At 66.0% G+C, this 25,455-nt stretch carries 26 protein-coding genes and 1 tRNA gene; 14 read left to right on the top strand and 13 right to left on the bottom strand.

Annotated elements, in window-relative coordinates; all coding sequences use genetic code 11:
- Positions 1-347 precede the first annotated feature (347 nt).
- On the bottom strand, positions 348-764 hold the full coding sequence (locus tag LC092_RS16860) for a DUF2794 domain-containing protein (RefSeq protein WP_224808461.1): 417 nt from the start codon (positions 762-764) through the stop codon (positions 348-350).
- Between the two features lie 522 nt (positions 765-1,286).
- Between LC092_RS16860 and LC092_RS16855 the strand changes: the two genes are divergently transcribed.
- Complete coding sequence (locus LC092_RS16855) at positions 1,287-1,823, top strand: GNAT family N-acetyltransferase (RefSeq protein ID WP_224808460.1); 537 nt, start codon at positions 1,287-1,289, stop codon at positions 1,821-1,823.
- Here the strand turns inward: LC092_RS16855 and LC092_RS16850 are convergent.
- Complete coding sequence (locus tag LC092_RS16850; RefSeq protein ID WP_224808459.1) at positions 1,820-2,398, bottom strand: NAD(P)H-dependent oxidoreductase; 579 nt, start codon at positions 2,396-2,398, stop codon at positions 1,820-1,822. The genes LC092_RS16855 and LC092_RS16850 overlap by 4 nt on opposite strands.
- Before the next feature lie 114 nt (positions 2,399-2,512).
- On the opposite strand from LC092_RS16850, the gene LC092_RS16845 reads away from it, so the two are divergent.
- The 4 genes from LC092_RS16845 (at position 2,513) to LC092_RS16830 (ending at position 6,171) form a co-directional block, all read left to right on the top strand.
- Complete coding sequence (locus LC092_RS16845; protein WP_224808457.1) at positions 2,513-3,133, top strand: TetR/AcrR family transcriptional regulator; 621 nt, start codon at positions 2,513-2,515, stop codon at positions 3,131-3,133.
- Between the two features lie 127 nt (positions 3,134-3,260).
- Complete coding sequence (locus tag LC092_RS16840; protein ID WP_224808455.1) at positions 3,261-4,295, top strand: TRAP transporter substrate-binding protein; 1,035 nt, start codon at positions 3,261-3,263, stop codon at positions 4,293-4,295.
- 11 nt (positions 4,296-4,306) lie between these two features.
- Positions 4,307-4,798 (top strand): TRAP transporter small permease, encoded by a 492-nt coding sequence (locus tag LC092_RS16835; RefSeq protein WP_224808453.1) that lies wholly within the window; start codon positions 4,307-4,309, stop codon positions 4,796-4,798.
- Positions 4,799-4,851: 53 nt separating this feature from the next.
- Entirely contained in the window at positions 4,852-6,171 is a 1,320-nt protein-coding gene (locus tag LC092_RS16830) for a TRAP transporter large permease (RefSeq protein WP_224808451.1), read from the top strand.
- On the opposite strand, the gene LC092_RS16825 is transcribed toward LC092_RS16830, so the two are convergent.
- From LC092_RS16825 to LC092_RS16815, 3 genes are all read right to left on the bottom strand, one after another.
- On the bottom strand, positions 6,172-6,999 hold the full coding sequence (locus LC092_RS16825; RefSeq protein ID WP_224808449.1) for a hypothetical protein: 828 nt from the start codon (positions 6,997-6,999) through the stop codon (positions 6,172-6,174).
- 71 nt (positions 7,000-7,070) lie between these two features.
- Positions 7,071-7,448: a hypothetical protein gene (locus LC092_RS16820; RefSeq protein WP_224808447.1), complete on the bottom strand. Its 378-nt coding sequence runs from the start codon at positions 7,446-7,448 to the stop codon at positions 7,071-7,073.
- A 317-nt stretch (positions 7,449-7,765) separates the two neighbouring features.
- Positions 7,766-9,451 (bottom strand): acyl-CoA dehydrogenase family protein, encoded by a 1,686-nt coding sequence (locus LC092_RS16815; RefSeq protein WP_224808445.1) that lies wholly within the window; start codon positions 9,449-9,451, stop codon positions 7,766-7,768.
- Between the two features lie 233 nt (positions 9,452-9,684).
- Between LC092_RS16815 and LC092_RS16810 the strand changes: the two genes are divergently transcribed.
- Complete coding sequence (locus LC092_RS16810; RefSeq protein WP_224808443.1) at positions 9,685-10,542, top strand: YihY/virulence factor BrkB family protein; 858 nt, start codon at positions 9,685-9,687, stop codon at positions 10,540-10,542.
- Positions 10,543-10,553: 11 nt separating this feature from the next.
- Here the strand turns inward: LC092_RS16810 and LC092_RS16805 are convergent, their stop codons facing one another.
- On the bottom strand, positions 10,554-11,447 hold the full coding sequence (locus tag LC092_RS16805; RefSeq protein WP_224808441.1) for a DMT family transporter: 894 nt from the start codon (positions 11,445-11,447) through the stop codon (positions 10,554-10,556).
- Between the two features lie 268 nt (positions 11,448-11,715).
- Here LC092_RS16805 and LC092_RS16800 point away from each other — a divergent pair, with 268 nt between their 5' ends.
- Complete coding sequence (locus tag LC092_RS16800; protein ID WP_224808439.1) at positions 11,716-12,900, top strand: NAD(P)/FAD-dependent oxidoreductase; 1,185 nt, start codon at positions 11,716-11,718, stop codon at positions 12,898-12,900.
- A gap of 18 nt (positions 12,901-12,918) precedes the next feature.
- On the opposite strand, the gene LC092_RS16795 is transcribed toward LC092_RS16800, so the two are convergent.
- The 4 genes from LC092_RS16795 to LC092_RS16780 are packed head-to-tail and all read right to left on the bottom strand — an operon-like array spanning position 12,919 to position 14,772.
- Positions 12,919-13,353: a metallopeptidase family protein gene (locus tag LC092_RS16795; protein WP_224808437.1), complete on the bottom strand. Its 435-nt coding sequence runs from the start codon at positions 13,351-13,353 to the stop codon at positions 12,919-12,921.
- Positions 13,354-13,379: 26 nt separating this feature from the next.
- Positions 13,380-13,631 (bottom strand): hypothetical protein, encoded by a 252-nt coding sequence (locus LC092_RS16790; RefSeq protein WP_224808435.1) that lies wholly within the window; start codon positions 13,629-13,631, stop codon positions 13,380-13,382.
- Between the two features lie 35 nt (positions 13,632-13,666).
- Positions 13,667-14,176, bottom strand: coding sequence for a disulfide bond formation protein B (locus tag LC092_RS16785; RefSeq protein WP_224808433.1), 510 nt, complete (start codon positions 14,174-14,176; stop codon positions 13,667-13,669).
- 17 nt (positions 14,177-14,193) lie between these two features.
- Positions 14,194-14,772, bottom strand: coding sequence for a YqaA family protein (locus LC092_RS16780; protein WP_224808431.1), 579 nt, complete (start codon positions 14,770-14,772; stop codon positions 14,194-14,196).
- Between the two features lie 167 nt (positions 14,773-14,939).
- On the opposite strand from LC092_RS16780, the gene LC092_RS16775 reads away from it, so the two are divergent.
- The 4 genes from LC092_RS16775 to LC092_RS16760 all read left to right on the top strand — a co-directional run bounded on the left by LC092_RS16775 (position 14,940) and on the right by LC092_RS16760 (position 18,067).
- Positions 14,940-15,026, top strand: a tRNA-Leu gene (locus LC092_RS16775).
- Positions 15,027-15,144: 118 nt separating this feature from the next.
- Positions 15,145-15,843, top strand: a complete 699-nt coding sequence (locus LC092_RS16770) for a class II aldolase/adducin family protein (RefSeq protein WP_224808429.1) — start codon at positions 15,145-15,147, stop codon at positions 15,841-15,843.
- 43 nt (positions 15,844-15,886) lie between these two features.
- A complete protein-coding gene (locus tag LC092_RS16765) occupies positions 15,887-16,393 on the top strand; it encodes a hypothetical protein (RefSeq protein WP_224808426.1) in 507 nt (168 codons plus the stop codon).
- A 108-nt stretch (positions 16,394-16,501) separates the two neighbouring features.
- Positions 16,502-18,067, top strand: coding sequence for a CYTH and CHAD domain-containing protein (locus LC092_RS16760; protein WP_224808424.1), 1,566 nt, complete (start codon positions 16,502-16,504; stop codon positions 18,065-18,067).
- 48 nt (positions 18,068-18,115) lie between these two features.
- On the opposite strand, the gene LC092_RS16755 is transcribed toward LC092_RS16760, so the two are convergent.
- Together LC092_RS16755 and LC092_RS16750 are read right to left on the bottom strand one after the other, a co-directional pair.
- Positions 18,116-19,060, bottom strand: coding sequence for a glycosyltransferase (locus LC092_RS16755; protein WP_224808422.1), 945 nt, complete (start codon positions 19,058-19,060; stop codon positions 18,116-18,118).
- Positions 19,057-20,016, bottom strand: coding sequence for a glycosyltransferase family 2 protein (locus LC092_RS16750; RefSeq protein ID WP_224808520.1), 960 nt, complete (start codon positions 20,014-20,016; stop codon positions 19,057-19,059). Before LC092_RS16750 ends, LC092_RS16755 begins: the two co-directional genes overlap by 4 nt.
- A 221-nt stretch (positions 20,017-20,237) precedes the next feature.
- Here LC092_RS16750 and LC092_RS16745 point away from each other — a divergent pair, with 221 nt between their 5' ends.
- A complete protein-coding gene (locus LC092_RS16745) occupies positions 20,238-20,960 on the top strand; it encodes a hypothetical protein (protein ID WP_224808420.1) in 723 nt (240 codons plus the stop codon).
- Between the two features lie 31 nt (positions 20,961-20,991).
- On the opposite strand, the gene LC092_RS16740 is transcribed toward LC092_RS16745, so the two are convergent.
- On the bottom strand, positions 20,992-23,868 hold the full coding sequence (locus LC092_RS16740) for an AsmA family protein (RefSeq protein WP_224808418.1): 2,877 nt from the start codon (positions 23,866-23,868) through the stop codon (positions 20,992-20,994).
- Between the two features lie 248 nt (positions 23,869-24,116).
- On the opposite strand from LC092_RS16740, the gene LC092_RS16735 reads away from it, so the two are divergent.
- Both LC092_RS16735 and LC092_RS16730 read left to right on the top strand, forming a co-directional pair.
- Complete coding sequence (locus tag LC092_RS16735; protein WP_224808416.1) at positions 24,117-24,599, top strand: TerB family tellurite resistance protein; 483 nt, start codon at positions 24,117-24,119, stop codon at positions 24,597-24,599.
- Positions 24,600-24,668: 69 nt separating this feature from the next.
- Positions 24,669-25,418, top strand: a complete 750-nt coding sequence (locus tag LC092_RS16730; protein WP_224808414.1) for a glutamine amidotransferase — start codon at positions 24,669-24,671, stop codon at positions 25,416-25,418.
- Positions 25,419-25,455: the final 37 nt, after the last annotated feature.

Genomic DNA, 25,455 nt, shown 5'->3' with positions numbered 1-25,455 from the left:
ATCGCCGCGCGGGCCGCTCAGACGGTTCGCCTGCACACAGACACACAAGGGGCGCCGGAAACATTCCGGCGCCCCTTTTTCTTGCGTCCGCCGCTTCCTGCCACGCGCGCCTCCCGGATCCCGAACCATCCCGAAAGCGCGGTCGCAGGGCGTTCGGGGCGGCGTCGAGCCAGGCAACATGCAGGTTGCGCTCAGACCCGCCCGACACGTCGCCACCTTTGTCGGTTGTTGGCGCGGAACAGCGCGACAGCCGCATTCCTGGCCCGTTGGCCGGCGCAGGTCCCGCGACGCGATCCGCCCCGGAATACGGGATTGCAGAAAGACGCGCAGGCGAAAGGACAATCGTCTCACACGACGCTCAGGTGCCGCTTCTTCTCGAACACCTTGAGCACCTGCGCCAGATCCGCGCCGCGCTTCAGGATCGTTCCGCCGGCGCCGACCACCGCATAGGCGCCCTGCCGGCGGGCGTTCTTCGGAACCTTCTCGACGCGATAAAGCGGCATTTCCGACGCGCGCCGGAAGATCGAGAACACCGCGCGATCCTTCAGGTGATCGATGGCGTAGTCGCGCCAGTCCCCGGAGGCGACGCGGTGTCCGTAGACGCGCAGGATGAGATCGAGTTCACGGCGATGAAAGGCGACGATGGGAGGCGACGGTGCCTGTCCGCCGCCGCTGCCGAAGGGGCCATCGGAGGCGGCCCGCGACGGGGCGTCGCTTCCCGGCCCCGATGCGAACCGGGATGCATCCTCGTCGAATTCGCTCATTGCGCCTCCCGCCTGAATGCCTGCCCGAATGCCCGACCCAGCACCTGCCGGACGCCCCGCCCGCCTGTCGTTTGCGCGCCGACGGACGCAGCACACGCGTGGTTCAAACGACAGTCGAAAATTTCCCTTGGCGTCATGATGGGCCGTTGCCTTCCGCTTTGGCAAGCAACGTTTTCCGCCCGCTTCGCAAAGGCCCCGCAGATTTCACGATTTCGCCCCAATACAGCCCCGACCGCGCCATCTTGACCTGCGAGATTACACTCGTTGCAAACGGTTCATCGAAACGCGAAGCCTCGGTACGCAACAGCCCCCCAGCCCCCCGGGGTTTTGCTGTTCATGGACCCGGACCCGTAAGGGTCGTGTATGCAACCGGAAGGGCCGGCTCCACGCCGGCCCTTTTCCCGTTTTGGCTCCCCTGTTTCAATCTCCGGCCAGCCCTGGATTGCCGTCGCGGCGACCGCCGTCGGGACGTCGTGCCGCGCCTCTCTTTTGCGATTGGGGAATCAGGGGTATCATTGGTGCATGAGCCTCGGCCTGATTGCCCTGCGCCCCGCGCACCAAGACGATGCCGTCTCCCTTGCCGCCGTGCATGAGGAGGCCTGGCGCGCGACCTATCGCGGCATCATCGACGGGCGCGAGCTGGAGCGGATGATCTCCAAACGCGGGCCGAAATGGTGGCGCACGGCGCTGTCGCGCGGCGTGCAGATCCAGATCCTGCATGTGGCCGGCACACCGGCCGGCTATGCCACCTTCGGTCGCTCGCGCATGCGCGAATTGCCCTTCGAGGGCGAGATCTACGAACTCTACATCCGACCGGACCATCAGGGCCTCGGCTTCGGCACGGAGCTGTTTCATGCCGCGCGCGGCGCGCTCGCGCGCTCGCGCATGTCGGGTCTCGCCATCCGCGTCCTGCGCGACAATGAGGACGCCCTGCGCTTCTACCGCCATCGCGGCGGACAGGTTCTCTTGACGACCCGCGAACGGATCGCCAACAGCGCGCTCGACCTGACCGTCTTCGGCTGGTTCGCCGACGACGACGCGACCCGGTCAAACCCCTAGGCTGCCCGCCCGTAGCGCGCGGCCCGTGACAGGAAGCCGCGCCGGTCCTGGTCGCTGGACCCGTGCACCGGCGCAAACGTGCGGAACCGGATCTTCCTGAAGCCGCAAAAGCCCAGGATCTGTCTCTTCATCACCTTGTAGCCGGGCGCGCCGATGACGAGGCGAAGATACCAGGCGGGCGTATCGGCGCTGACGAGCACCTCCGCCGTGCGTCCGGTCAGATGCGGAACCGGCCAGGCCTTCCCCTTCTCGTAGGAAAAGGCGAAACGGGGCAACAGAACCCGGTCGATAAGCCCCTTGAGCTTCGCCGGCATCCCGCCCCACCACAGCGGATAGGCCAGCACCAGATGCTCGCACCACGTCAGCGCCTCCTGCACCTCCACAAGACAGGGTTCCAGCGGCTTGTTGCTGCCGAAACCGCTTTCCATGTCGATGTCGAAGCTCATTTGCGAGATCCGCAGGACCCGCACCTCATTGCCGGCGGCCTCGGCCGCATGGGCATAGGCCTGCGCGATCGCGCCCATCAGACTGTCGCCGCCCGGATGTCCATCGAGAACAAAAATGCGTTTGGTCATGTCGGTCTCCTGAAATCACCATTTTCTGACCGTGGTCAATCGTGATATCGTTTATTTTCTGACCGTGGTCAACATATAAATTGACCGCGGTCATTTATTGAAGGAATGCCTGCAATGGTCGGAAAACCGCAACAGCGCACCAAGCGGACGCAGGAGCGCATCCTCGCCGCGGCACGAGACCTGTTCGAAGACAACGGATATGAGGCCACCAGCGTCGATGCGGTCGCAACCCGCGCCGGCGTCGCCAAGGCGACCGTCTTCGCGCATTTCACCGACAAGGCCAGCCTGCTGATCGCGGCGAAGATCCAGCGCCTCGAAGCGCTCGGCGCCGACATGCGCGCAACCATCGACGACAGCGCGACCGATTGCCCCGCCCGCTATCTCGCGCAGGTGTTCCGGCCGTGGCTGGCGCTCTATCGCGAGGACCCTGAGTTCGCCCGCCTGTTCCTGTCGCAGTCGACGCTCAACGACGGCCCCTGGACGCGCCAGTTCCTTGAGGTCTGCGGCCTGCTTGAGGCCCATGCCGCGCGCGCCGTCGCGCGGCTGCACGGCGAGGGCCGCCTGCGCCCGGAGCTTGACCCGGAAACCGTGACCCAGGGCATTCTGGCGTTCTACTACCACATGATCGTCGGCCACAGCCTCGGCGCGCTTCCCGATGCCGGCGCTCAGGAAAGCCTGTTCGACCGGCTGATCGAAACCTGGATGCACGGCTGCGCGCCGCCTGCAAGCGCCTGAGCGCCCCCGCCCCGCTGTCCCGGCGGCGACAGCGCATGGACGCAGCGTTCTGCGGACTTGACGCGGTCCTTCATTTCTGAAAAGTTTCAGTTGCAACTAATTTTCGTCGCAGACGGGGAGGATATCCATGCGACTTCTGAAAACGACCGCGCGCGTCGGGCTCGCGGCCCTCGCGCTCACCTTCGCCACGGGGCTGACGCCGGCCGCCGCCGAGACCACGCTGGTGCTGTCGTCCTGGCTGCCGCCGAAGCACCCCATCGTCGCCGACGTCATGAAGCCCTGGGGCCGCGACGTCGAGAAGGCGACCGAGGGCCGGGTGCGCGTGCGCGTGCTGGCCAAGCCGCTCGGCGCCCCTCCGGCGCATTTCGACCTTGCCAAGGACGGCGTCGCCGACATCACCTACGGCCTGCATTCTTTCACCAAGGACGACCGCTTCCTGCGCTCGCGCATCGGCCAGTTCTCGTTCCTCGGCGACAATGCGGTGGCCGTCTCCAAGGCCTATTGGGACGTCTATACGGGCGAGCTGGACGCGGCCGGCGAGCATGAGGGCGTCAAGCTGCTGTCGCTCTTCGCCCATGGTCCGGGGCTCGTGCACAACAACCAGCGCAAGATCGGGAGCGCGGAAGATTTCGCGGGTCTGAAGCTGCGCACGCCCGGCGGCTATATCGCCGATCTGGCGCAGGATCTCGGCGTCACCACCCAGTTCATGGGACCGGGCGAGGTCTACGAGAAGCTGTCGCGCGGCGTGATCGACGGCGTGACCTTCCCGATGGAAGCGCTCAAGGCGTTCCGCCTGTCCGACCACATCAAATACTCCATGTCGGTTCCCGGAGGCATCTACAACACCTCCTGGTTCCTGGTCATGAACCAGGCCAAGTGGGACGCGCTGTCGGACGCCGACAAGGCCGCCATCGAGGCGCTGTCGGGTGCCGCCTTCGCAGAACGCGCGGGCAAGGTCTGGGATCAGGCCGATGCCGGCGGCGCGGAGCTTGTCGCGGAAACCGACATCGAGGTGCATCAGGCCAATGACGCCGTGCTCGCCGCCATCAAGGAGCGCGCGGCGAAATACGAGGCCGAATGGGCCGAAGCGGTGAAGGCGCAGGGCTTCGACGGCGCCAAGGCGCTTGCCGATCTGCGCGCGCAGACCGGCGTCAGCTTCTAGGCCGCGCCGAGATGTCATCCCCCATCGAAACGGTCCGGCGTCCGCGCCGGACCGCGAGCAGCGTCCTGCAGACCGTCCTGACGGCGGCGGCCGGCACGCTGCTTGTCGCGCTGACGCTGGTCACCTGTATCGACGTGGTGGCGCGCTACTGGTTCAACGCGCCGCTGTCGGGCGCCTATGAGCTGACCGAGATCTTCCTCGCCTCGCTGATCTTCCTGGCCCTGCCGCTGACCACCGCCCGAAACGAACACGTCGAGGTCGACCTGCTCGACGCCGCCGGCGGCCCGCGGCTTGCGCGCATCGTGCGCCCGGTCACCGGCCTCTTGAGCGCCGGCGTCCTTGCCATCTTCGCCTGGCGGCTGTGGGATCATGCCGCACGGCTCGCCGAGGACGGGGCGGTCACCGATTCGCTGTCCATCCCGCTGGCGCCCGTCGGCTTCCTCGCCGCCGGCGCCTGCGCGATCAGCGCCCTTGCCGCGGCTCTCAACGCGCTCAGGCCGTGACCCGACGGGTCGCCCTCGTTTACCGCCCTCTCGCCGACTGACCGGGACACCCCATGACGGAATCGCTGATCGGCTTTGCCGCGCTCCTCCTTCTGATCTTCCTGAAGATGCCGGTGGCCTTCGCCATGGCGCTCGTCGGCATGGCGGGCTTTGCCTATATGCGCAGCATCGGCGCAACGCTTTCCATGACCGGAACGCTCGTCTTCGACGCAGGCCTCGCCTATTCGCTGTCGGTGGTGCCGCTGTTCATCTTCATGGGCAACGTGCTGGCCCGCTCCGGCGTCAGCCACGGGCTTTATGCGGTGGCCAATCACGCCACCGCGCGCATGCGCGGCGGGCTCGCCATGGCCTCGGTGATCGCCTGCGGCGGCTTTTCCGCCGTCTGCGGTTCGTCGCTTGCCACCGCCGCCACCATGTCGAAGGTGGCAATGCCCTCGATGCGCAAATACGGCTATGCCGACAGTCTCGCCGCCGGCTCCATCGCCGCCGGCGGCACGCTCGGCATTCTCATCCCGCCGAGCGTCATCCTGATCATCTACGGCCTGCTGACGGAATCCGACATCGGCAAGCTCTTCATCGCCGGCGTGGTTCCGGGCATCCTCGGTCTTCTGCTCTATCTCGTCGCCGTCCAGGTCGCGGTGTGGCGCAAGCCGGAGCTCGCGCCACCAGCAACCGAACTGGAGCCGCTGACGACGCGCGACGCACTCGGTGTGATCGCGCTGCTGATGCTTTTCGCCATCATCATGGTCGGGATCTACGGCGGCTTCTTCACGCCAACGGAGGCCGCCGGCATCGGCGCGGGCGCCTCGGTGCCGATTTCCGCTCTCTTCGGCAAGCTGGGGTTTCGCGCGCTCGGCGAAGCCATCGGCGAAAGCGCCAGGGCGACCGCGATGATCTTCGCGCTGATCATCGGCGCCGACATCTTCACCAATTTCGTAAATTTCGCAGGCCTTCCGGATGCGCTGTCGGTCTTCGTCTACGACCTCGGCCTCAACCCGTGGCTGGTGATTGCGGCGATCATCGTCGTCTATCTGCTGCTAGGTTGCGTGCTGGAAAGCCTGTCGATGATCCTCCTCACCGTGCCGGTGTTCTATCCGCTGGTGATGGAACTGGATTTCGGCTCGGGCCTTCTCGCCGATCCGGAACTGGTGCTGATCTGGTTCGCCATCGTCGTGGTGGTGGTCACCGAGATCAGCCTGATCACTCCGCCGGTTGGGCTGAATGTCTTCGTGCTGCGCAGCGTGCTGGAGGATGTCAGCCTGGCAACGATCTTCAAGGGCGTCACCCCGTTCTGGATGGCCGACATCGTGCGCCTCGCACTCTTGATCGCCTTCCCGCCGCTGTCGCTCTGGCTCGTCATGGCGATGAGCTGATCATTCCCATAGCAGAAACATTATTAAAATTAGCGGCAATGCAGCAAAAACAAGAATAATTAAAAACCTTCGAATATTTATAACAGAGGTTTCCTTTATACGTTTTCTTCCATTGCTCTTGATAATGGAATCTTTGAGAATAATAGGAATTATGTGCAATCTAAAGAACTCCTTGTCTATCAACATACCATGATTGGCTTCGTAGAAAGCATCAATAATTGTGCCGGTCCTAAAACCAAAATAACCGTTGTAAGAATAAAAATTTCCCCTCAAAATATATGCTAACAAAACGATATAGTCCCTTGCCCCACAGATATTCAAGAAGATATTGCAAGATTTTTCAACAGAAACAGATAAACTGTCTCTTGACACAGACCCTAGGAAAATTATTTTTTCAAAATGGGTATTTAAATCTCCGCATATCCTTGAAAATATTCTAGACCCAAAGCTATGAGCTATTATATTTACTTTAAGTTTTTCATTTGTATACTTTTCAATAATATTAGTAATTTGACAACTAACAAAGTTTTCAGCTTTCGAAAAATTCTTGCAGAATAAGGCGCGGAACGCGCTTATTCGCTCGTATCTTACAACAACGAGTTCAACTTTCTTATTTATTCCAGCGTCTATTAAATGACTCTGTACAACTTCTCTGCACCCATCAAACGAGCTAGAACTCGATCGTATACCATGTATAAAAATATATATTTCTGAAATATTACTATAATTAGAGCCGCGAATTTCTTCAAGGTCATCCTGAAGAAATTCAATCGACTCAATTTCTTTGCTACTCGAGGAGAATGAATCGTCTAAATTATATGTACTCATGCCCAACCCAAAAAAACAGCCCGACACATTAATGCATCGGGCTGAAAGTATGTAAACAGAAATTTTAGAATTTAGACGACGGCTGGACGCAGTCCAGCGACTCGCCTTTCAGAAAAGGCAGCCCTATCTGGGGAGCCCGCTTCCCTCTTTCGCTCTTCCAAGACAGTCGAAATGGGTTGCTCCTTCATTGAATTCCGCTTTGCGACATTGCTGAAGATAGGCATTCGGACAATTTCATAGCTTTTGTTTGCCTTATTCAAAGACGCAATTTCATGCCCCATCTTCACTTCTGCAACCGCCCACTCAAGAAGCGTAATCGCATTATTAAAGATGTCCTTGCGTGTATCAACACCGCAATCAACCATAAGCTGGTGAAGTTCTTCAACCCTTTCAGGAAGCAGGTCAAATTGTATTCTTATCTTTTCTGCTTCAACCGATGCCGGCTTCATAGTGGGACCTCCTAAATATCAACTGTCTTTGCCAGGAGCATTTCGCTAGTAGGCAGGCAACTGCATGCTTGGTGGTGGTGTGCTTGGTGGTGGCTCATCATCTTGAACATCAACGACATACTCTTTCGGAATGAGCTCCACCGTAGAGGCAACCCAAGCTTCATCAAGAGTATGTTTCGATCCAGACATTCTGAGCTGACTCCACAAGTCATCCCAGGCACACTTGGTACCTCATGAGGAGTAAAATAGGAGTTAATAATGGGTAGGTCAAGACTCCTAGGATACTCTAAAATGAAGCCAAAAAATTCCGACAACCTCTACCCCCGCTCGTCGAGAATCCGCCGGGCGATCACCTGCGCCTGGATTTCCGCCGCGCCCTCGAAGATATTGAGAATGCGCGCGTCGCACAGCACCCGCGAGATCGCGTATTCCAGCGCAAAGCCGTTGCCGCCGTGGATCTGCAGCGCGTTGTCGGCCGCCGCCCAGGCGACGCGTGCGCCGAGCAGCTTGGCCATGCCGGCTTCCAGATCGCAGCGCCGGCCGGAGTCCTTTTCCCAGGCCGAGAAATAGGTGAGCTGGCGCGCCGCCATCAGCTCCGCCGTCATCATCGCCAGCTTGTCGGAAACGCGCGGGAAGTCGATCAGCGGCTTGCCGAACTGCACACGCTCCTGCGCATAGCGCAGACCGAGATCGAGCGCCGACTGCGCCACGCCCAGCGCGCGCGCCGCCGTCTGGATGCGCGCGCCCTCGAAGGTCTGCATCAACTGCTTGAAGCCCTGGCCCTCGACCTGACCGAGCAGGTTTTCATGCGCCACTTCGAAGCCGTCGAAGGCGATCTCGTATTCCTTCATGCCCCGGTAGCCGAGCACCTCGATCTCGCCGCCGGACATGCCGGGCGCGGGGAAGGGATCGGCGTCCGTGCCGCGCGGTTTTTCCGCAAGGAACATGGAAAGGCCCTTGTAGCCCTTCTCGTCCGGGTCGGTGCGGGCAAGCAGCGTCATCACGTCGGCGCGCACCGGGTGGGTGATCCAGGTCTTGTTGCCGTAGATCTTCCAGACATCGCCCTCGCGCACGGCACGGGTCTTCAGCGAGGCAAGATCCGAGCCGGTGTTGGGTTCGGTGAAGACCGCCGTCGGCAGCACCTCACCAGAGGCAATCTGCGGCAGCCACTTGGCCTTTTGATCGTCCGTGCCACCGCACAGGATCAGTTCGGCGGCGATCTCGGAGCGGGTGCCGAGCGAGCCGACGCCGATATAGGCGCGGCTCAACTCCTCGGAGACCACGCACATGCTCTCCTTGCCAAGCCCCAGCCCGCCGAAGTCTTCCGGGATCGTCAGGCCGAAGACGCCGAGCTCGGCCATCTGGGTAATGACCTCCAGCGGAATATAGTCGTTCTTCAGGTGCCACTCATGGGCATGCGGCAGCACCTTGTCGGCGGCGAAGCGGCGCATTTCCTCGCGCACCTGCTCGTAGGTCTCGTCGAGCCCGGTGGCGCCGAAAACGGAAGCGCCCTCCTGCTGGCGGATCAGCGCGGTCAGCCGGGCGCGCACCTCGGGCGTGTTGCCGCTGGCGATCAGCGCCTCGATCTCGGGCACGAGAAACTCGGCCGCCTCGCGCGGCGGCAGGCCAAGGTCGGCAAGCCGCACGGTCTCGCCCTGGTTCATCGGAATGCCGCCGAAGATCTGCGCCAGATATTCTGCAAAGGCGAGCCGCACCGTCAGGTCTTCGGTTTCGCCGAAGCTGCCGGCATCGCGCAGCCGCCCGGCATAGCCGTGCAACTGCTTGAGCGCCTCGACATAGGTCGCAAGCCACGCCAGCCCGTGGGTCGCCCGCTGCTCGGCCTCCATCTTCGCCGAGGAGATCCGGCCGTCGTCGAGCACCCGCACCCGCACCCGGGCGGCGGCGGCATCGAGCAACCGCTCCAGCGACTGGACGCTCGGGCCCGTCAGCGCCTCGAGAGGGCCGTCCTGGGTGTAGTGACCGACTTCGCTTGCAAGCGACATGCATCTTCTCCGTGATCTTGTCCTTCGGCGCGAGCGCCCCTTGCGGATGGCGCCCTGCGACCGCGGACGGGGCGGCCTGCCCCGTCGAATTGGTGCACTGCAAACAATATCGCCCGCAACCTGCGAAGCAATCCTTCTTTTGGTGCAGCTTTCAAGAAATTTTATTGCCGGATGCCCTGCAGCGCAACATCCCCGGCTTGACCGGGGACCGGCGCTGCCGCATTGAGCGAGGCATGACACTCCTTCGACCCATCCGCGCCGTCCTGTCCGTCATCTGGGATGCCATCGACCACATGTCGCGGGACGACGGCTTCGTGATCGCCAGTCACGTCGCGCTATCGTCCTTGCTGGCGCTGTTTCCCTTCCTGATCTTCATCGCGGCGCTGACCGGTTTCCTCGGCATGGAGAACATGGCCGACCGCATCGCGGCGCTGCTGTTCGACGCCTGGCCGGAAAGGGTCGCGGGGCCCATTGCCCGCGAGATTCGCGTCGTGCTCACCGAGCCGCGCGGCGATGCGCTGACCTTCGGTATCGTCGTGGCGCTGTGGTTCGCCTCCAACGGGGTGGAGGCGCTGCGCGTCGCGCTGAACCGCGCCTATCGGGCACACGAATCGCGCAGCTACATCCGGTTGCGGCTGCAGGCCATCGGGCTGATCCTGGTGGGCACGTTCATCCTGATGGCCTTCGCCGTCCTGATCGTGCTGGCGCCGCTGGTCTGGAAAGCGGCCCTTGCCTATGCCCCGATCGTCGAGCAGTTCACCGCGCAGTTGAACCTGTCGCGCTACCTGATCGCGACGCTTCTGACCGGCGGCGGGCTGATTGCCGTTCACGCGCTGCTGCCGGCCGGGCGGCGGCGCATCGGCGAGATCCTGCCCGGCGTCGTGGTGACGCTTGGCCTGTGGCTCGTCTCCGGCGCCGCCTTCGGTGCCTATCTGGCGAGCTTCGCCAACTACGTTTCCACCTACGCCGGCCTTGCCGGCGCGATGACCGCGCTGGTGTTTCTCTATCTCGTGTCGATCTGCTTCATCTTCGGCGGCGAGCTAAACGCCGCCATCATGCGCGCCAGAAAATCGCCGCGCGCGAACGGCTGACCGTCAGCCGCTCACGCCGGGGTGCGCCGCGTGCCGATGGGCCTTTCGCGGATCATCAGCAGCGCCCCGACCACCAGCGCGCTGCCCGCGATCTGCACCAGCGTCAGCGTCTCGCCGAACAGGAAATAGCTCTCGATCGCCGCCGCCACGGGCACCAGATAGAAAAGGCTTGCCACCCGGGCCGCGCTGCCGCGCCGGATCAGCACCATCAGGAGCAGGATCGCGCCGATCGACAGCACCAGCACCAGCCACGCCATGGCGAAGATCATCTCGCCCGACCAGACGATCGTCCAGCTTTCGCCAAGCGCGAGCGGCACGACGATCAGCAGCGCGCCGGCATATTGCACGAGCGTGCCCGACAGAAGATCGATGCCTCCGGCATAGCGCTTCTGGTAGACCGTGCCGACCGCCATGCCGGCGACCGCCAGCAGGCAGACCAGCGCATTGACCAGCGTCAGCCCCGAGGCATCGACGCCAATCCGCGGAGCGACCACAAGCAGCAGCCCGCAGGCGCCAACGGCAAGCCCCGCCCAGTGGCGCGGCGCGACCTTCTCGCCCAAGAGCGGCCCGGCGAGAAGCGCCGTCAGCAACGGCTGCAGCCCGAGCACCAGCGCCGCGATGCCCGCCGGCATGCCGTTGTCGATGGCATAGAAGATGCCGCCCAGGTAGATCCCGTGGATCAGCGCGCCGGCAATGAGGCAATGCAGCCACTCGGTTCCCGTCTTCGGCCAGGACGCGCGCGTCGCGAGGATCAGCGCGAACAAGAGCGGCAGCACCAGCAGGAACCGCACCGACAGGAAGACGAAGGGCTCGATATAGGGCGCGCCCAGCTTGGAGCCAATGAAGCCGGTCGACCACAGGAGCACGAAGATGCCGGGGGCGAACGTGTCGAGATATGAGCGCAAGGCGACGTCCAATCGAAAGGTCGGGGTCCGCGGCGGGCAGGCGAAGAGGCGCGACCCTGGGCCCGAGCCGGGAGAAGTGTGTGGTGATGCGCGCGAACCGCGCTGATGCGCGGGCGCGGGGAAGCAATGGTTTTCCGACCATAGTGATATCGATTTGTCCGCGCATCCCTTTTCCCCGCTCCGCCGTGCCACATCTATCCGCTCGCCCGCGACCTTGGCGCTCCGCCCGCCTCGTGCTAGGTCGGCGGCGGTCACAGGAGAACAATCCATGCAGGACAGCTTGGTAATCGTCGGCGCCGGACAGGCGGGCGCCCAGGTGGCGCAGTCGCTGCGCGCGGCCGGCTTCGAGGCCCCGATCACCCTCGTCGGCGACGAGCCGCATCCGCCCTACCAGCGTCCGCCGCTTTCAAAAAAGCATCTTGCCGGCGAGATCGACGACGAGGCCCTGCACCTGCGCCCGGCCGCCTTTTACGAGCAGAACCGGATCGACTGCCGTTTCGGCGTCGCCGTCGAGGCCATCGACCGCGCCGCACATACGCTCCGGCTGTCCGACGGATCGCAGCTCACCTACGCGAAACTGGTGATCTGTACCGGCACGCGGCCGCGCGCCCTGCCGTTGCCCGGCGCCGGGCTTGAGGGCGTCGTCACGCTGCGCACCATTGCCGACGTGGAAGCGATGCGCGCGCGCCTTGCACAACCCGGACGGGTCGCCATCGTCGGCGGCGGCTATATCGGGCTGGAGGTGGCGGCGGTGGCCCGCGCCATGGGCCATGAGGTCACCGTGGTGGAATCGCGGGACCGGGTGATGCAGCGCGTCGTCTCGCCGGATGTCTCGGCCTTCTTCGATGCGCTTCATCGCGAAAACGGCGTCGACATCCGGCTGAACACCGGCGTCGAGGGGTTCTCCGGCGACGACCATGTCCGCGCGGTGCGTCTTGCAAACGGCGAGGAGCTTGCCTGCGATCTCGCGCTTGTCGCCGTCGGCGCCGTGCCGAACCAGGAACTCGCCCGCGAGGCCGGGCTCGAGGTCGACGACGGCATCCTGGTCGACGCGCACGGCCAGACCTCCGACGCGCATATCTACGCCGCCGGCGACTGCACCCGGTTCCTGTCCGCCCGCTACGGCCGCTCCATCCGGCTGGAAAGCGTGCAAAACGCCATCGACCAGGCCAAGGCGGTTGCCGCGGCACTCACCGGCGCGGCGACCGACTACGACCCCGTCCCCTGGTTCTGGTCTGACCAATATGCGATCAAGCTTCAGATCGCCGGCCTGTCGCAGGGCCACGACACGGCGCTCACCGTCGGCGATCCGGCAGCGCAAAGCTTCTACGTGGTCTATCTGTCGCAGGGGCGGATCGCGGCGGTCGACAGCATCAACCACCCGCGCTCGCACATGATGGCGCGCCGGGCAATCGGCAAGACCTATGAGGAGGGGCTGCTGCCCCCGGCCTGAGCCGACCCCGCAACAGGGTCAGGGCACCTCGGATTCGAGCGAATACATGTCGGCATCCGACAGGCCGAAGTGGTGGCCGATCTCGTGGATCAGCACATGCGAGATCACGCCGCCGAGCGGTTCCTCATGCGCGCACCAATAGTCGAGAATGGCGCGGCGGTAGAGCCAGACGCGGTTGGGCATCTGCCCGGACAGCATCTCGCCGCCGCCCTGGGCGAGGCCGACGCCCTCGAACAGCCCCATCAGCTCGAAGGGATCGTCGATCGAGAGCGCGTCGAGCACATCGTCGTCGGCCATCTCCGCCACGCGGATCTCGATGCCGTCGCACAGCACGCGAAAGTCCTCGGGGAGCGCGGCGAAGGACCGGGCCGCGATCGCCTCGAACGCGGCAAGATCCGGTGCGAAGGCGCCCTGCCAGGCGGGATCCGGGTCGGGTTCGATTGCGGTTGCCATGTCGGTCTCGTTTCCGGGGCCGGATCCTAGAGATAGGTCCAGGCAAGATAGACGATCAGGCCGACGGCGAAGATCCCGCCGGCGGTGCGCCCGATGCGCGCGCCCCAGATCTCGATCGGGTCGACCTCCTCGCCGGGCGCGCCGGGCTTGCCCTTGCGGGAGGCGCCTTCGAAGGTGGTGCGCAACAGCGTCTCGCTGTCGCGGTCGACGCGGGCAAGGCTTTCATCGACGGCCCGCCGGCGTTCCGCCTCGTCGTCCCTCGGCGTCTTGCCTGCCATGGTGGTCTCCCTCGCCTTGCCCGTCCGCGTCTTCTTCAGATAGGAGCGCGGCGGCGCGAGGTCCAGAGGGCGGCGAGCGCCAAAAGCGCGAGACCGCTGGAGGCGACCGCGTTCCAGCCGGCAAACGACAGACCGAACATCCGCCAGCTCGCCTCGGTGCAGCTCACCACCCGCGTCTCGCGCAGGGCATTAAGCATGTTGGCGGCCGAGACCGGCGCGCTGCTGCCGCCGCCGCAATCGACGGGGCCGGGCCAGAAGCCCCATTCCGCGCCCGACTGGTAGATGCCGAGCCCCGCGCCATAGGCAAAGACCGCAGCGACGGCGAGAAGCAGCAGGTTGCGCGTGAAGGCGGCCGCGTCCTGCCACAGCAGCAGGGCGGCGAGTGCTGCCAGCGGCAGGCCGACGTAATAGGGAATGCGCTGCTCCAGGCACAGCGCGCAGGGCACATAACCGCCGATCAGCTGGTAGCCCCAGGCGGTTGCGATCGTGGCGAGACCGCCGGCGATCAGCAGCACCACCAGCGCGAGCGGACGTCCTTGCGTCATTCGGCCCTCCTGAAGGCTCAGAGAAACTTGATCAGCACGAAGCCGCCGACGAGGCCGACCACGAAAATGGTGAACATCAGCGACAGCCGCTCCTCGATAAAGGTGCGGATCGGCGGGCCGAAGAGATACAGCAGCCCGGCCACCACGAAGAAGCGCAGGCCCCGGGCCAGCACGCTCGCCAGCATGAACACCGGCAGGCTGAGCCCCGTGGCGCCGCTGGCGATGGTGATCACCTTGTAGGGAAAGGGCGTGACGCCGGCGATGAAGACGATCCACGCGCCATAGTCGTTGAAATTCGACCGGAAGGTCTCGAACTTGTCGAGATAGCCGTAGAACGACAGGATCGGCTCGGCGAGCTGGACGAAGAGAAGCGCCCCGATCGCATAGCCGGCCGCGCCGCCGATTACCGAGGTGATCGTGCATAGGAGCGCGTAGGAAAACGCCTTGGCGCGGCGCGCGATCACCATCGGGATCAGCAGGATGTCGGGGGGAATGGGAAAGAACGAGCTTTCCGCAAAGGAGACCGCTCCCAGCGCATAGGGCGCGCGGGGGCCGGAAGCGAGCGACATTGTCCAGTCGTAGAGGCGGCGCAACATGGCGATTGATTAGCCGCTTGGCGCCGCCTTGTCATCTGTTTCCGCACAGGCAGCAATGCGGCGATTTCGGAGGCCGCGCGGGCAGCTTCCGGCGGGCGATCTTTCAATTGACGCATGGCCCGCGATGGCTATGATCGCGCCCGTTCGGCGGCATGCTCTGCCCGCTGGCCCCCGTGGCGGAATTGGTAGACGCGACGGATTCAAAATCCGTTTCCTTAACCGGAGTGTCCGTTCGAGTCGGACCGGGGGCACCATTTCAGGATTTTGCGCCGGACCTTCCCGTCCGGCCGGAAACCCCCATCCTGTCAGATCCTTGCAGCCGCCGCCCGGCCCGCATAAGCTTGCCCGGCCCTTGTCGCACCGGGAAGCAGCATGACCACGCCACCGAAAATCGACCCGCGCCAGGCCGTCATCGACACCTGCCTTCGCATGAGCGAACTGGGCATCAACCAGGGCACCGCCGGCAACGTCAGCCTGCGCAACGATGCGGGCTTCTGGATCACGCCCTCCGGCGTTGCCTATGAGGGCATGACGCCGGACCAGATCGTCTCCGTCGGCCTCGACGAGACCTACAGCGGCGACTGGCTGCCCTCCTCGGAATGGCGCATGCATCTCGATATCTATGCCGCCCGTCCCGAGGCCGGCGCGGTGATCCACACCCATTCGCTCCATGCAACGGCGCTGTCGTGCCTGCGTCAGGACATCCCGCCGTTTCACTACATGATTGCGGTTGCCGGCGGCACGACGCTCAGGTGCTCCGATTATGCGACCTTCGGCACGAAGGCGCTGTCGCGCGCCATGCTGGCGGCCCTTGAAGAGCGCTCCGCCTGCCTGCTCGCCAATCACGGGATGATCTGCTTCGGCCCGACGCTCGACAAGGCGCTGTGGCTTGCCGGCGAGATCGAGACCCTGTGCCACCAGTATGTCATCGCCCGCCAGGCCGGCACGCCGGTGATCCTGGGCGACGCCGAGATGGCCGACGTGCTCGCCCGCTTCAAGACCTACGGCAAACAGACCCGCGACATTGGCGCGAAGGACACACCCGCCGTCGACGCCCCGCGCCGCATCTGAACGTCCGACCGGCACCGGCGGGCACAACAAGGAGACCTGCCGCATGCCGCTGTCCGCGATCCGTCCGAACACCCGCACAGTGACCGTCCTTCTGGCGGCGCTGTGGTGCGTGGCGCTCGTCCCGGGCGTTGCCCGCGCCGCGGACCTGCACGCCGGCTACTATTATCCGGCGCCGACGAGTTCGGAGGTCTATGTCGCGCGCGTCGCCGTCGCCAGCGACGCGACGAAACGCTCGCGCGCGGCCTTCGCGGTCGGCTTCGAGCAACAGCAGCTCGGGCGCGGCTTCGCGCCCGACTACCATCTCTTCGTCAAGGGCGACGACTTCGAGAAGATGATCATCGTCGCCACCGGCCCGGATCGCTACGACACGCTGTTTCGCATGCGCGCGCTGCTCGCAGCCCTCACCTCCCAGGCCCGCTCCACGCCGCTGTTCCAGCAGGCGGATATGCCGCACGAACTGACGTTTCTCGACTTCTGCAAGCTGATGGGCTTCCAGCAGCTGAGCCTCTCCGACGGCGACAGTCTCACCCACCAGATCCTGCTCAGATAGCGCCGGGGGCGGCCCGCACGCACCGCCCGCATATGACTAGCCGGCAAATAAAGGCGCACTCAGCGCGCTTTTGTGGACAGGGGTGGAAAAACGGGCTAGAGCGATTTCATGACCGGAACCAAACGCGAGATCGAACTCAAGCTGGAGCTTGCTCCCGATGCGCTGAAGCGGCTGAAAACCGCGCCCGCACCGGAGGGCTTTTCGGTCGAGCGCGCCCGCACGCAAGTCCTGCGCTCCATCTATTTCGACACGCCCGCGCAGGCGCTGCGCCGCGCGAAATGGTCCCTGCGCGTGCGCAAGGTCGGCGCCGACTGGATCCAGACCGTGAAGGCCGGAACCGGCGTGCGCGGCGGATTGTCGACCCCGAAGGAAAGCGAAGCGCTTGTGGATGCGCCGGTGCCGGATCTCACGCGCATTGACGATGCCGAGCTGCGCAGCGGCCTTTGGGAGCTTCTGGAGGGCGCGCCGCTTGCGGCCGTCTTCGAGACCGAGATGCGGCGCACCACGCGGATCTTCCGCGCCGAACCGGACACCGTCATCGAACTGGCCCTGGACGCGGGCGACGTGCGCACGCTGGAAAAAATCCAGCCGCTGCAGGAAGCGGAATTCGAGCTTGTCGAGGGACCGGTGGAGGACCTCTTTCGCCTCGCCCGCGACCTGCCGGGCACGGCCACGGCGCGTTTTTCCCCCGCGAGCAAGGCCCAGCGCGGCTACGCGCTTCTGGCGGGAGAAGACATCGCCGCCGCACCGCGCCTCGCCCGCGCGGTCAAGCTGTCTCCCCAAACGGACACGGCCGGCAGCGCCTTTCAGGCGATCCTGCGCTCCTGTCTGGACCAGATCGCGGCCAATCGCGACGCGACGCTGGCGCTCGATGCCCCGGAAGGCCCGCATCAGATGCGGGTCGGCCTGCGCCGCTTGCGCAGCGCGCTGAAAATCCACGCAAAACACCTGCCTGACGGCAGCCTGGAAGCGCTCGACGGTGAAGCCCGCGCCCTGGCCGCCCGGGTCGGCACCCTGCGCGACCTCGATGTCCTCGCCGATGAAATCGTCGCCTCGGCCGGCGCCGGCGCCCCGCCCGCGATCGGTCTCGACCGGTTGCGCGCCACCGTGCAGGCCGCGCGCGAGGGCGCGCGCGCAACCCTGCGCAACGAGCTTGTCGATCCGTCGGTCAATGCGCTGCTGTTCGATCTTGCAGCCCTCGCGGAAGGCCTGCGCATCCCGTCCAAACCGCAAGACGGCGACGCGGGCGCGGCCCTTGCCGCACCGGCGACCGCCTTTGCCGCCCGGGCGCTGGAAAAACGCTGGAAGGCCGTGGCACGGTTGGGGGCACGCCTCGACGACCTGTCGCTGGAGGAACGGCACGACATGCGCAAGGCGCTGAAGAAGCTGCGCTATGCGCTGGAGTTCTACAAATCCCTCTACAAGCGCAAGACCGCCAAGCCGTTCCTGTCGACCCTGAAGAAGCTGCAGGATGTCTTCGGCTATCTCAATGACGTCGTGATGGCGCACCGGCTGGCGGACCTCCTGCGCGATCGCGGCGAGGTCGACGGCGACACGATGCTGGCGGCGGGGTTTGTCATCGGCTGGCACGAGCGGCGCGCGGAGATCGAATGGGACCGGGCGCGGGCGCTGTGGGACGACACCCGCCACGCGGCCAAATTCTGGCGCGACTAAGCCCGGGCCTGCTGCGACCGGGCCTGGCGCCGGCGCGCCGGACGCGCCTCAGCCCGCGGTCCGCCCGCGCCGCGATGCCGGCCCGTAGAGCCGCACGCGCCGGCCAAACAGCCGGAGCACGATCCCGCAGACATGCCCGGCATCGGCCACGGCACTTGCCAGACGCTCGGGACGAAGCGCCGACCAGAGCAGGTGATTGAGAGCGTATCCGAGCTTCCTTGCCGCGATTGCCGCCGAGCCCAGCCAGACCCGCCAGAGCGTCGGCCGGCGGCGTTTCAGGATCTGCACGTCGGTCATGCCGTCGCGCAGGCCGCGCCGGAACATATAGCCCAGGGCAAGACGCGCGACCGGCACATGCTCGCGCACCAGCGCGCGCGGCGCCACCGCGGTCCGCGCCCCGCCGTCGACAAGCCGTTTCAGGAATTCCCGGTCGCCGCCCCCGGTCGTCCCGAATTCGGGATAGAACCAGTTCCGCCGATCCGCCGGCAAGGCGCCTGCCCGCAGCAGCAGGTTGCTGGAACACAGCGTTTCGCCGGATTTGTGGAAAAACCGCCCCGCCAGCGCCCAGTCCGGCGGCGGCCCGCCGAACACGGGCTCGACCGGGCCGCAGACGATGTCGCACCGCTCCGCGAGCGCCGTCTTCATGAGTTCCTCCAGCCACACAGGTTCCGGAACCTCGTCGTCATCGAAGAATGCGAGGTGGTCAAAGCCCGCGTCGACGGCAAGCGCCATCGCCGCATTGCGCGCCGCCGTCACGCCGGGTTCCGCCACTCGTCGGTAGACGGGCGTCAGGGCCTCGCTGCCAAGGCCGGCCACGACGGTATCGGCGGGCTCGGCGCCATTGTCGGCGACGAAGACCGTGAGCGGCCCCTGCAGCGTCTGCGCCGCGAGCGCGGCAAACAGCGCCGGCAACATGTCCTGCCGGTCGCAGGTGCACAGGCACACGCAGACGCGCGGCGTCTCGGCGGTCTCGACGGGCGCGAACGCGCTCATGGCCGGGCCCGGTCGGACAGGGGCGCGCATCCGGCGGCCGCCTCGCCATCGTCTCCGGCCGGATCGCCGCTTGCGCCGTAGAACCGCCGGCGGTGGCCGGACAGGCACATCGCGATGCCGCAAATGGTTCCAAGGTCAGCGAGAGCGCTGGCGAAATGGGCGGAGGAGGCAAGGCTTGAAACCAGGTGATAGAGCAGGAAGCCGGATTTCTTCGCTGCAACGCCCAGGGCCGACAGGCCGAGCCGGGCCAGCGCTTCCGACGTCTGGCGCAACAATGTCGCCTCGGCATAACCGTCCCTGAGGCCACGCTGGAACATGTAGCCTAGCCGCAGCCGCGCGGCGGGAACATGCTCCCGCACCAGAGCGTCATCCGCCGTCGCGGCCCTTGCGCCACCTTGCTCGAGCCGGGCCAGGAACTCCCGGTCCTCGCCGCCGATCGCGCCGAAGGCCGGCTGGTACCAGTCGCGCGGGTCCTCGCCCAGCAAGGCGGTTCGCAGCAGCAGATTGCTGGAACAGGCGATCTCGCCCGTCTTGACGAAGAACCCGCCGGCAACGGCCCAGCGCGGCGGCGACACCTCGAAATCGGGCAGGACCGGCCCGTAGACGAGATCGGCGCCGGTTTCGCGCGCACGCCCATGCAGCGCGGACAGCCAGGTCTCGCTTGGCACCTCGTCATCGTCGAGACAGGCGATCCAGGGCGCGCCGCTCTCGCAGGCAAGCGCCAGCGAGCGATTGCGGGCGGCGACGAGGCCGCGTTCCTGCAGCCGGACATAGGTTAGCGACAGGGCGCCGGCGGCCGCGCGCTCGAGCGCCACGCCCTGCGCGCTGAGCGTCCCATTGTCCACGACCACCACCTGAAACCGCAGGCCGCCCTGCTGCCGGGCGAGACCGTCGAGCAGGCTTTCGAGCCCGGCCGGCCGGTCGCAGGTGCAGATGGCGACACAGATGTCAGGCATGTCCGTCACCGACGACACCTCCGAGCTATCGGCAAAGCTTGCGCAGGCGTTGATGTCGCACAATCGGCCGGAGGGTGCCAGCCTGCATTCACCTTGCGGAAGTCCTGAAGTTGCGCTCCGGCGCAAATTGGGGGATTGAAAGAACTACGGATGCGGCAGCGACGCCCTGTCCGATGCGGGCGCGGCGTTTCGGGCAGGGCCCCTTGAAGAGGCTTGGGCGGATGAACCGCATCTTCTGTTTCTGGACCGGCACCAACGAGATGAGCGAGAACCGCAAGCGCGGCATTGCCTCGCTGCGCGCGCAGTCCGGCTGCGAGGTCGTCCTGATCACCGCCGACAGGGTCGGCGATCTGGTGCCGGCGGCGGATCTGCATCCTGCCTACCGCCACCTCAATCTCGCGCATCGCTCGGACTACCTGCGCTGCTACGCCATGCGCCACCAGGGCGGCGGCTATGCCGACATCAAGCCCAATCACCACGACTGGACGCCCTATTTCGACCGTCTGGCGGCAAGCCCGGACCTCTGGGCCATCGGCTACCGGGAACATACGCCCGGTTCCGTTTCCAACATGTACACCTCGTCGAAGGATCTTGGGCTGTCCGCACCGCGCCGTGCCGGCGCCTATCTCCACCGCAAGTGGCTGCAGGCGAACCACAAGCGGCTGATCGGCTGCTGTTCCTTCATCTGCAAGCCCGGCACGCCCTTCGTCGAGGAATGGTGGCAGGAGATGAACCGCCGGCTCGACCGCCTGCTTCCCGAGCTGGAACGCCACCCCGCGCGCGTCCCGCACGAGCGCCCCGGCGACATCGTCGACGGCGCGCCGTCGCGCTATCCCGTGCCCTGGACCCATATCCTGGGCGATATCTTCCACCCGCTCGGACTGAAATACACAAGGCGCATGTCCCGCGACCTGCCGCCGCCCGTCTCCGGAAACTACCGCTAGCGACGGCACGGGAGCGCCCGGCCGCGCACGCCTATTGCGCCGGCGGCTGATCCTCCTGCTTCTTCTGTCCAAGACCGAAGGAGCCGAGGAAGCCGGACGGCAGGCCGAAGCCCTGCTCCACCGCGTCCAGCACCTCCTTGTCGTCGACCTCGCCGTCGAGCACCTTCTGCACGTCGATCTGGGTGTTGCCGCCGGTGGCGCGCTTGAGCGCCTCGTTGGCGACCTCGCCGAGATTTCCGGCCGGCACCGCCTCGCTGACGCCCTTGAACAACCCGCCGCCGAGGCTTTCGAGCTGTTTCAGCGCCGCCTGCGGATTGTCGAGAATGCCCTTGATGTCCGGATAAATCTGCGGCCGGCCCCAGGACCCGCGCACGATCACCGGCACGCCGAGGCCTTCCAGCTCGCGCGCCTCGCCCTTGTCGCGCGGCACCGGCGGCGCCCCGCCGAGATCGGCGACCACGCGCGGCTCCAGCCGCCAGTCGAGCGTCTTTTGCGGCATGTCGACCGTGCCCGCGCCGGTGAGACGCACCAGCGGACCGACCATCTCCAGATCATCCGACCGCGCGATCCCGTTCTCCACCGCAAAGCTTGCCGCAAGCACCGAGAAGTCCGTCTGCTGCGCCGGGTTTTCCGACCAGCCGAGCAGCGTGTCGACGGTCAGGCCGCGCACCATCTTCGGAATGTTGAGGCCGAGGATCGCGCCATTGGAGAAATCGAACCGGGCCTGGCCGGCGAGCGCGGAGACGAGATCCGCTTCGCTTGCGCCTTGCGCGGCAAGATCCATCGAGGCGGCGACCCGCCCCTGGATCCAGTCGAAATCCGCCAGCGCGGTCAGGAAGGGACGCGCGCTCACATTCTCAAGCGCGCCCGTGACCCGCACCTGCGGCATCGATCCCGAGCCGTCGAGCACCAGCGTGGCGCGTCCCGCGCCCTCGTAGAGCTGCATTTCGGCGAGCTCGGCGGTGAGGCGTCCGCCCGCAAGCTCGACCTGCAGCCGGCTGCGGCCGATCTCGACGCCGCTTGCCGAAATCGTCTCGGCGCTGAGGTCGAGATTTGCGTCGAGCGCCTTCAGCCCGGCAAGGTCGAGCGGCTCGCGCGACCAGCCGCCATCGCCGCCGCCATTGCCGCCGCCGGGCACCCGCTCACCGCCGGACGCGCCGCCGCCGAGATAGGGGTCGAGCCCGAGGCGGCTCAGCGCCAGCGTCGCGCTGACGCGCGGGCGAACGCCGCCGAAGGAGACCTCGCCGCGTCCGCGCCCCTCGATGTCGTCAAGCCGCAATGCGGCGTCGCTGAACCGCACCAGTCCGGGTGCGGCCTCCAGATCCCCGGAGAAGGAAAACGCCCGCAGGCCGCCGCCTTCGGGCAAGGGCGTGCCGAGCCATGCGGCCAGGGCGCGCAGGTCGCCGGTTTCCAGGAAGACGCCGCCATCCAGCGCGCCGGAGGGCGACAGCGCCCCCTCGAAGCCGGTGCTGAGCCGCGACCCTGCGATTTCCACCTTCACCGGTGCGGGGAGACCGGTCATCAGCAGCGACGGCGTCGCCCCGCCGCCCACGCGAAACGTCTCGCCGCGCCAGGCAAAGCCGCCCGACAGCGCCACAGGACCGTCGAGGCCGGCGAAATCGAGGGCGAGCGCCAGGTCGTCGATGCGCCGGGCCTCCGGATCGTCGCCGATGGGCGCCGGCACCGGCAGATCTTCGATGCCACCGCCGGTCAGCGTCAGCCGCCCGGAAATGTCGAGCCCGCCGATCAGCGTCGCCATGTCCGTGCCGGCCGTGGCAAGGGCGATCTCGCCGCCGAGCGTGCCGCGGGCCCGCTCCTCGCGTCCGGCGAGGATCAGCACCTGCGACAGGCCGAGATCGGACAGGATGAGATCCGCGGAGATCTGCGGCGCCGGTCCGTCGAGCCGGATCGTGCCCTGCCCGCGCATCTCGCCGCCGGCAAGCTGCAGGGTGAGCGTGGCGATGTCGACGCTTTGGGCGGAGACCGAAAGATCGGACGCCAGGCTGTAGGGTCCGGGATCGCGCGCCAGCGGCAGCTGCAGGCCGGCGAAAAGATCGGTGAGCCCCTCTCCGCGCGCCCCGAGCCGCAGGGAGCTTGTCGCCGCGGGCGCGAGGTCGCCTTCGACGGTGAGCTGCGCCCCGGCGGCGGAGACCGTCAGGTCGACCGCGCTGCTGCCGCCGTTGCCGAGCGCAAGCGGCGAGGACAGCGCGCCGGCCAGCTCCACCGTGAGGTCGCGGTAGCCCACGGAACCGTCGATTTCGAGCGGCCCGGCAAGCGAGGGCAGGCCAAGGGTCAGGTTGACGTCCTCGACCGTGTGGCGCAATCCGCTGCGCCGGTCGTCATAGATGACCTGGCCGTCGCTGATGGTCAGCCGGTCGATGCCGATGCGCGCCAGGAACGGCTCGCCCGACGATGCCGCAGGCGCAGCAGCCGGCGCCGGTGCGGCGGCGACCGGCGCGGCATCGCCGTTGGTCTCGGAGATCGCCTGGGTCGCGGAGGTCCAGCGGTCGACGGGAAAGGCGCGGCGCGGCGACCAACTCGTGCTGCCGTCGGGGCCGATCTCGGCCAGGATCACCGGCTGATCGAGAGTCACATGGGTGAGACGGATGTCGCCGCCGAACAGGCCGCCCCAGGCGAGGCCGAAATCGATTTCGGCCGCCCGCGCGAACTCCACGCCGTCGGCGCCGGCAGCGCCGGCGATGCCGACGTCCTCCGCCGTCATGCGGAAGCCGGGCAGCAGCGACAGGCTCACCGGCCCGTCGAGCCTGAGCCGCCAGCCGGTGCTCGCCTCGATGCGCGAGATCAGCTCGGCACGAATGGCCTCCTTCGGCAGCAGCAGCGGCACGATTAGGACCACGAGGGCGAGAAGGAAAAACAGGCTCAACAGCCCGACGATGACCCGTTTCAAACCGGTCTCCCCAGAAAATGCGAATCAGCCGCAGTGTACGGCAAAGCGTGGCCGCAGCATGACCGATGCGCACGGCATGTCACGGCGGTCTGGAAAGCCTCGTCCCGGGCCGCCGCCGGACGCGGCGCTGTCGAGCGGAACGGCGCCATGGACAATCGCGCGACAATTTCCGATGCTGCACGGCAACAGACGGCGCGGACCGCAGGAACAGTGTGGCCCGCGCGCGCGTACCGGCGCAAGGAGGGCGCATGTTTCAGGCCTTGAAGAGCTTTTTGAAGAATGCCGTCACCGGCGAGGACGACAAGCTGAAATTCGCCGAGGACGACCACCGTCTGGCGGCGGCGGCACTCCTGGTGCACATCATCTCCGTCGATGGCGTGGTCGACGATGCCGAACGCGCCGCGCTCAGCGACGTCCTCAAGCATCACTACCAGCTGACGCCGGAGATGACCGCCGACCTGATCAAGGCGGCGACGCGCCGCGACAACGAGGCGGTCGACCTCTACGGCTTCACCTCCGTCCTGAAGCGCAGTCTGGACATCGACGAGCGGCTGAAGATCCTGGAGATGATGTGGCAGCTCGTCTATGCCGACGGCATCGTTCACGAGTTCGAGGACAACACGATCTGGCGGGTGGCCGAGCTGCTCGGCATCTCCTCCCGCGACAGGCTGGCGCTGCGCCGCAAGGTCGCCGGCGACACCGACCAGGACGGCGGAGACGAGCTTTCGTGACCGCGATCCGCAGCGCTTTCGCGGCGCCAAGGGTCGACGCGGTGGTGCGACGCACGATAGACTTTGGCCATGATCATTGATCCCAAAGAGATGCAGGGCCGTCCCAAGGTCCTGATCGTTCTTCATCAGGAAACCTCGACGCCGGGCCGGGTCGGCCAGGAGCTGATCAAGCGCGGCTTCGCGCTCGACATCCGCCGCCCCCGCTTCGGCGACCTTCTGCCCGAGACGCTGGACGACCACGAGGGCGCCGTGATCTTCGGCGGCCCGATGAGCGCCAATGACACCGATGCGTTCATTCACCGCGAGACCGACTGGATCGAGGTTCCGCTGAAGGAGAAGAAGCCCTTCCTCGGCATCTGTCTGGGCGCGCAGATGATGGCGCGCCATCTCGGCGCCCGCGTCACCAGCCATCACGACGGGCTGGTGGAGATCGGCTATTACGACCTGCATCCGACGGAAACCGGCAAGGAGCTGCTGCCCTGGCCGACCAAGGTCTACCAGTGGCACCGCGAAGGCTTCGAGCTGCCGGTCGGCGCGGAGCTTCTGGCGCGCGGCGACGCCTATCCCAACCAGGCCATGCGCTATGGCCCGGCCGCCTACGGCATCCAGTTCCACCCGGAGCTGACCTACCACATGATGGTGCGCTGGACGACGCGCGCGGCCCCGCGCATGGAGCTTCCCGGCGCCCGCTCCCGGCGCGACCATTTCGCCGGGCGCTTCGTCTTCGACCCCGCCGTCAAGGCCTGGCTCGACGCCTTCCTCGATCACTGGATCGGCCACGCCAACGACCGCACCGCCCTCGCCGACGCCGCGCAGTAACCGCATCCGCCTGCCCGCCGCATCCGTCTTGCCTCTT

Origin of the sequence: Stappia stellulata (assembly GCF_020176715.1) — a bacterium.
Lineage (GTDB): Bacteria > Pseudomonadota > Alphaproteobacteria > Rhizobiales > Stappiaceae > Stappia.
This window is presented reverse-complemented; position numbering and strand designations above follow the sequence as displayed.

Excerpts from the sequence above, each read along its gene's own strand:
- LC092_RS16840 (WP_224808455.1), top strand. The coding sequence starts at position 3,261 with ATGCGACTTCTGAAAACGACCGCGCGCGTCGGGCTCGCGGCCCTCGCG.
- LC092_RS16755 (WP_224808422.1), bottom strand. The coding sequence starts at position 19,060 with ATGAGCGCGTTCGCGCCCGTCGAGACCGCCGAGACGCCGCGCGTCTGC.
- LC092_RS16790 (WP_224808435.1), bottom strand. The coding sequence starts at position 13,631 with ATGGCAGGCAAGACGCCGAGGGACGACGAGGCGGAACGCCGGCGGGCC.
- LC092_RS16770 (WP_224808429.1), top strand. The coding sequence starts at position 15,145 with ATGACCACGCCACCGAAAATCGACCCGCGCCAGGCCGTCATCGACACC.
- LC092_RS16795 (WP_224808437.1), bottom strand. The coding sequence starts at position 13,353 with ATGGCAACCGCAATCGAACCCGACCCGGATCCCGCCTGGCAGGGCGCC.
- LC092_RS16745 (WP_224808420.1), top strand. The coding sequence starts at position 20,238 with ATGAACCGCATCTTCTGTTTCTGGACCGGCACCAACGAGATGAGCGAG.
- LC092_RS16835 (WP_224808453.1), top strand. The coding sequence starts at position 4,307 with ATGTCATCCCCCATCGAAACGGTCCGGCGTCCGCGCCGGACCGCGAGC.
- LC092_RS16780 (WP_224808431.1), bottom strand. The coding sequence starts at position 14,772 with ATGTTGCGCCGCCTCTACGACTGGACAATGTCGCTCGCTTCCGGCCCC.
- LC092_RS16815 (WP_224808445.1), bottom strand. The coding sequence starts at position 9,451 with ATGTCGCTTGCAAGCGAAGTCGGTCACTACACCCAGGACGGCCCTCTC.
- LC092_RS16820 (WP_224808447.1), bottom strand. The coding sequence starts at position 7,448 with ATGAAGCCGGCATCGGTTGAAGCAGAAAAGATAAGAATACAATTTGAC.
- LC092_RS16730 (WP_224808414.1), top strand. The coding sequence starts at position 24,669 with ATGATCATTGATCCCAAAGAGATGCAGGGCCGTCCCAAGGTCCTGATC.
- LC092_RS16800 (WP_224808439.1), top strand. The coding sequence starts at position 11,716 with ATGCAGGACAGCTTGGTAATCGTCGGCGCCGGACAGGCGGGCGCCCAG.
- LC092_RS16830 (WP_224808451.1), top strand. The coding sequence starts at position 4,852 with ATGACGGAATCGCTGATCGGCTTTGCCGCGCTCCTCCTTCTGATCTTC.
- LC092_RS16750 (WP_224808520.1), bottom strand. The coding sequence starts at position 20,016 with ATGCCTGACATCTGTGTCGCCATCTGCACCTGCGACCGGCCGGCCGGG.
- LC092_RS16850 (WP_224808459.1), bottom strand. The coding sequence starts at position 2,398 with ATGACCAAACGCATTTTTGTTCTCGATGGACATCCGGGCGGCGACAGT.
- LC092_RS16810 (WP_224808443.1), top strand. The coding sequence starts at position 9,685 with ATGACACTCCTTCGACCCATCCGCGCCGTCCTGTCCGTCATCTGGGAT.
- LC092_RS16785 (WP_224808433.1), bottom strand. The coding sequence starts at position 14,176 with ATGACGCAAGGACGTCCGCTCGCGCTGGTGGTGCTGCTGATCGCCGGC.
- LC092_RS16845 (WP_224808457.1), top strand. The coding sequence starts at position 2,513 with ATGGTCGGAAAACCGCAACAGCGCACCAAGCGGACGCAGGAGCGCATC.
- LC092_RS16760 (WP_224808424.1), top strand. The coding sequence starts at position 16,502 with ATGACCGGAACCAAACGCGAGATCGAACTCAAGCTGGAGCTTGCTCCC.
- LC092_RS16860 (WP_224808461.1), bottom strand. The coding sequence starts at position 764 with ATGAGCGAATTCGACGAGGATGCATCCCGGTTCGCATCGGGGCCGGGA.
- LC092_RS16735 (WP_224808416.1), top strand. The coding sequence starts at position 24,117 with ATGTTTCAGGCCTTGAAGAGCTTTTTGAAGAATGCCGTCACCGGCGAG.
- LC092_RS16855 (WP_224808460.1), top strand. The coding sequence starts at position 1,287 with ATGAGCCTCGGCCTGATTGCCCTGCGCCCCGCGCACCAAGACGATGCC.
- LC092_RS16765 (WP_224808426.1), top strand. The coding sequence starts at position 15,887 with ATGCCGCTGTCCGCGATCCGTCCGAACACCCGCACAGTGACCGTCCTT.
- LC092_RS16825 (WP_224808449.1), bottom strand. The coding sequence starts at position 6,999 with ATGAGTACATATAATTTAGACGATTCATTCTCCTCGAGTAGCAAAGAA.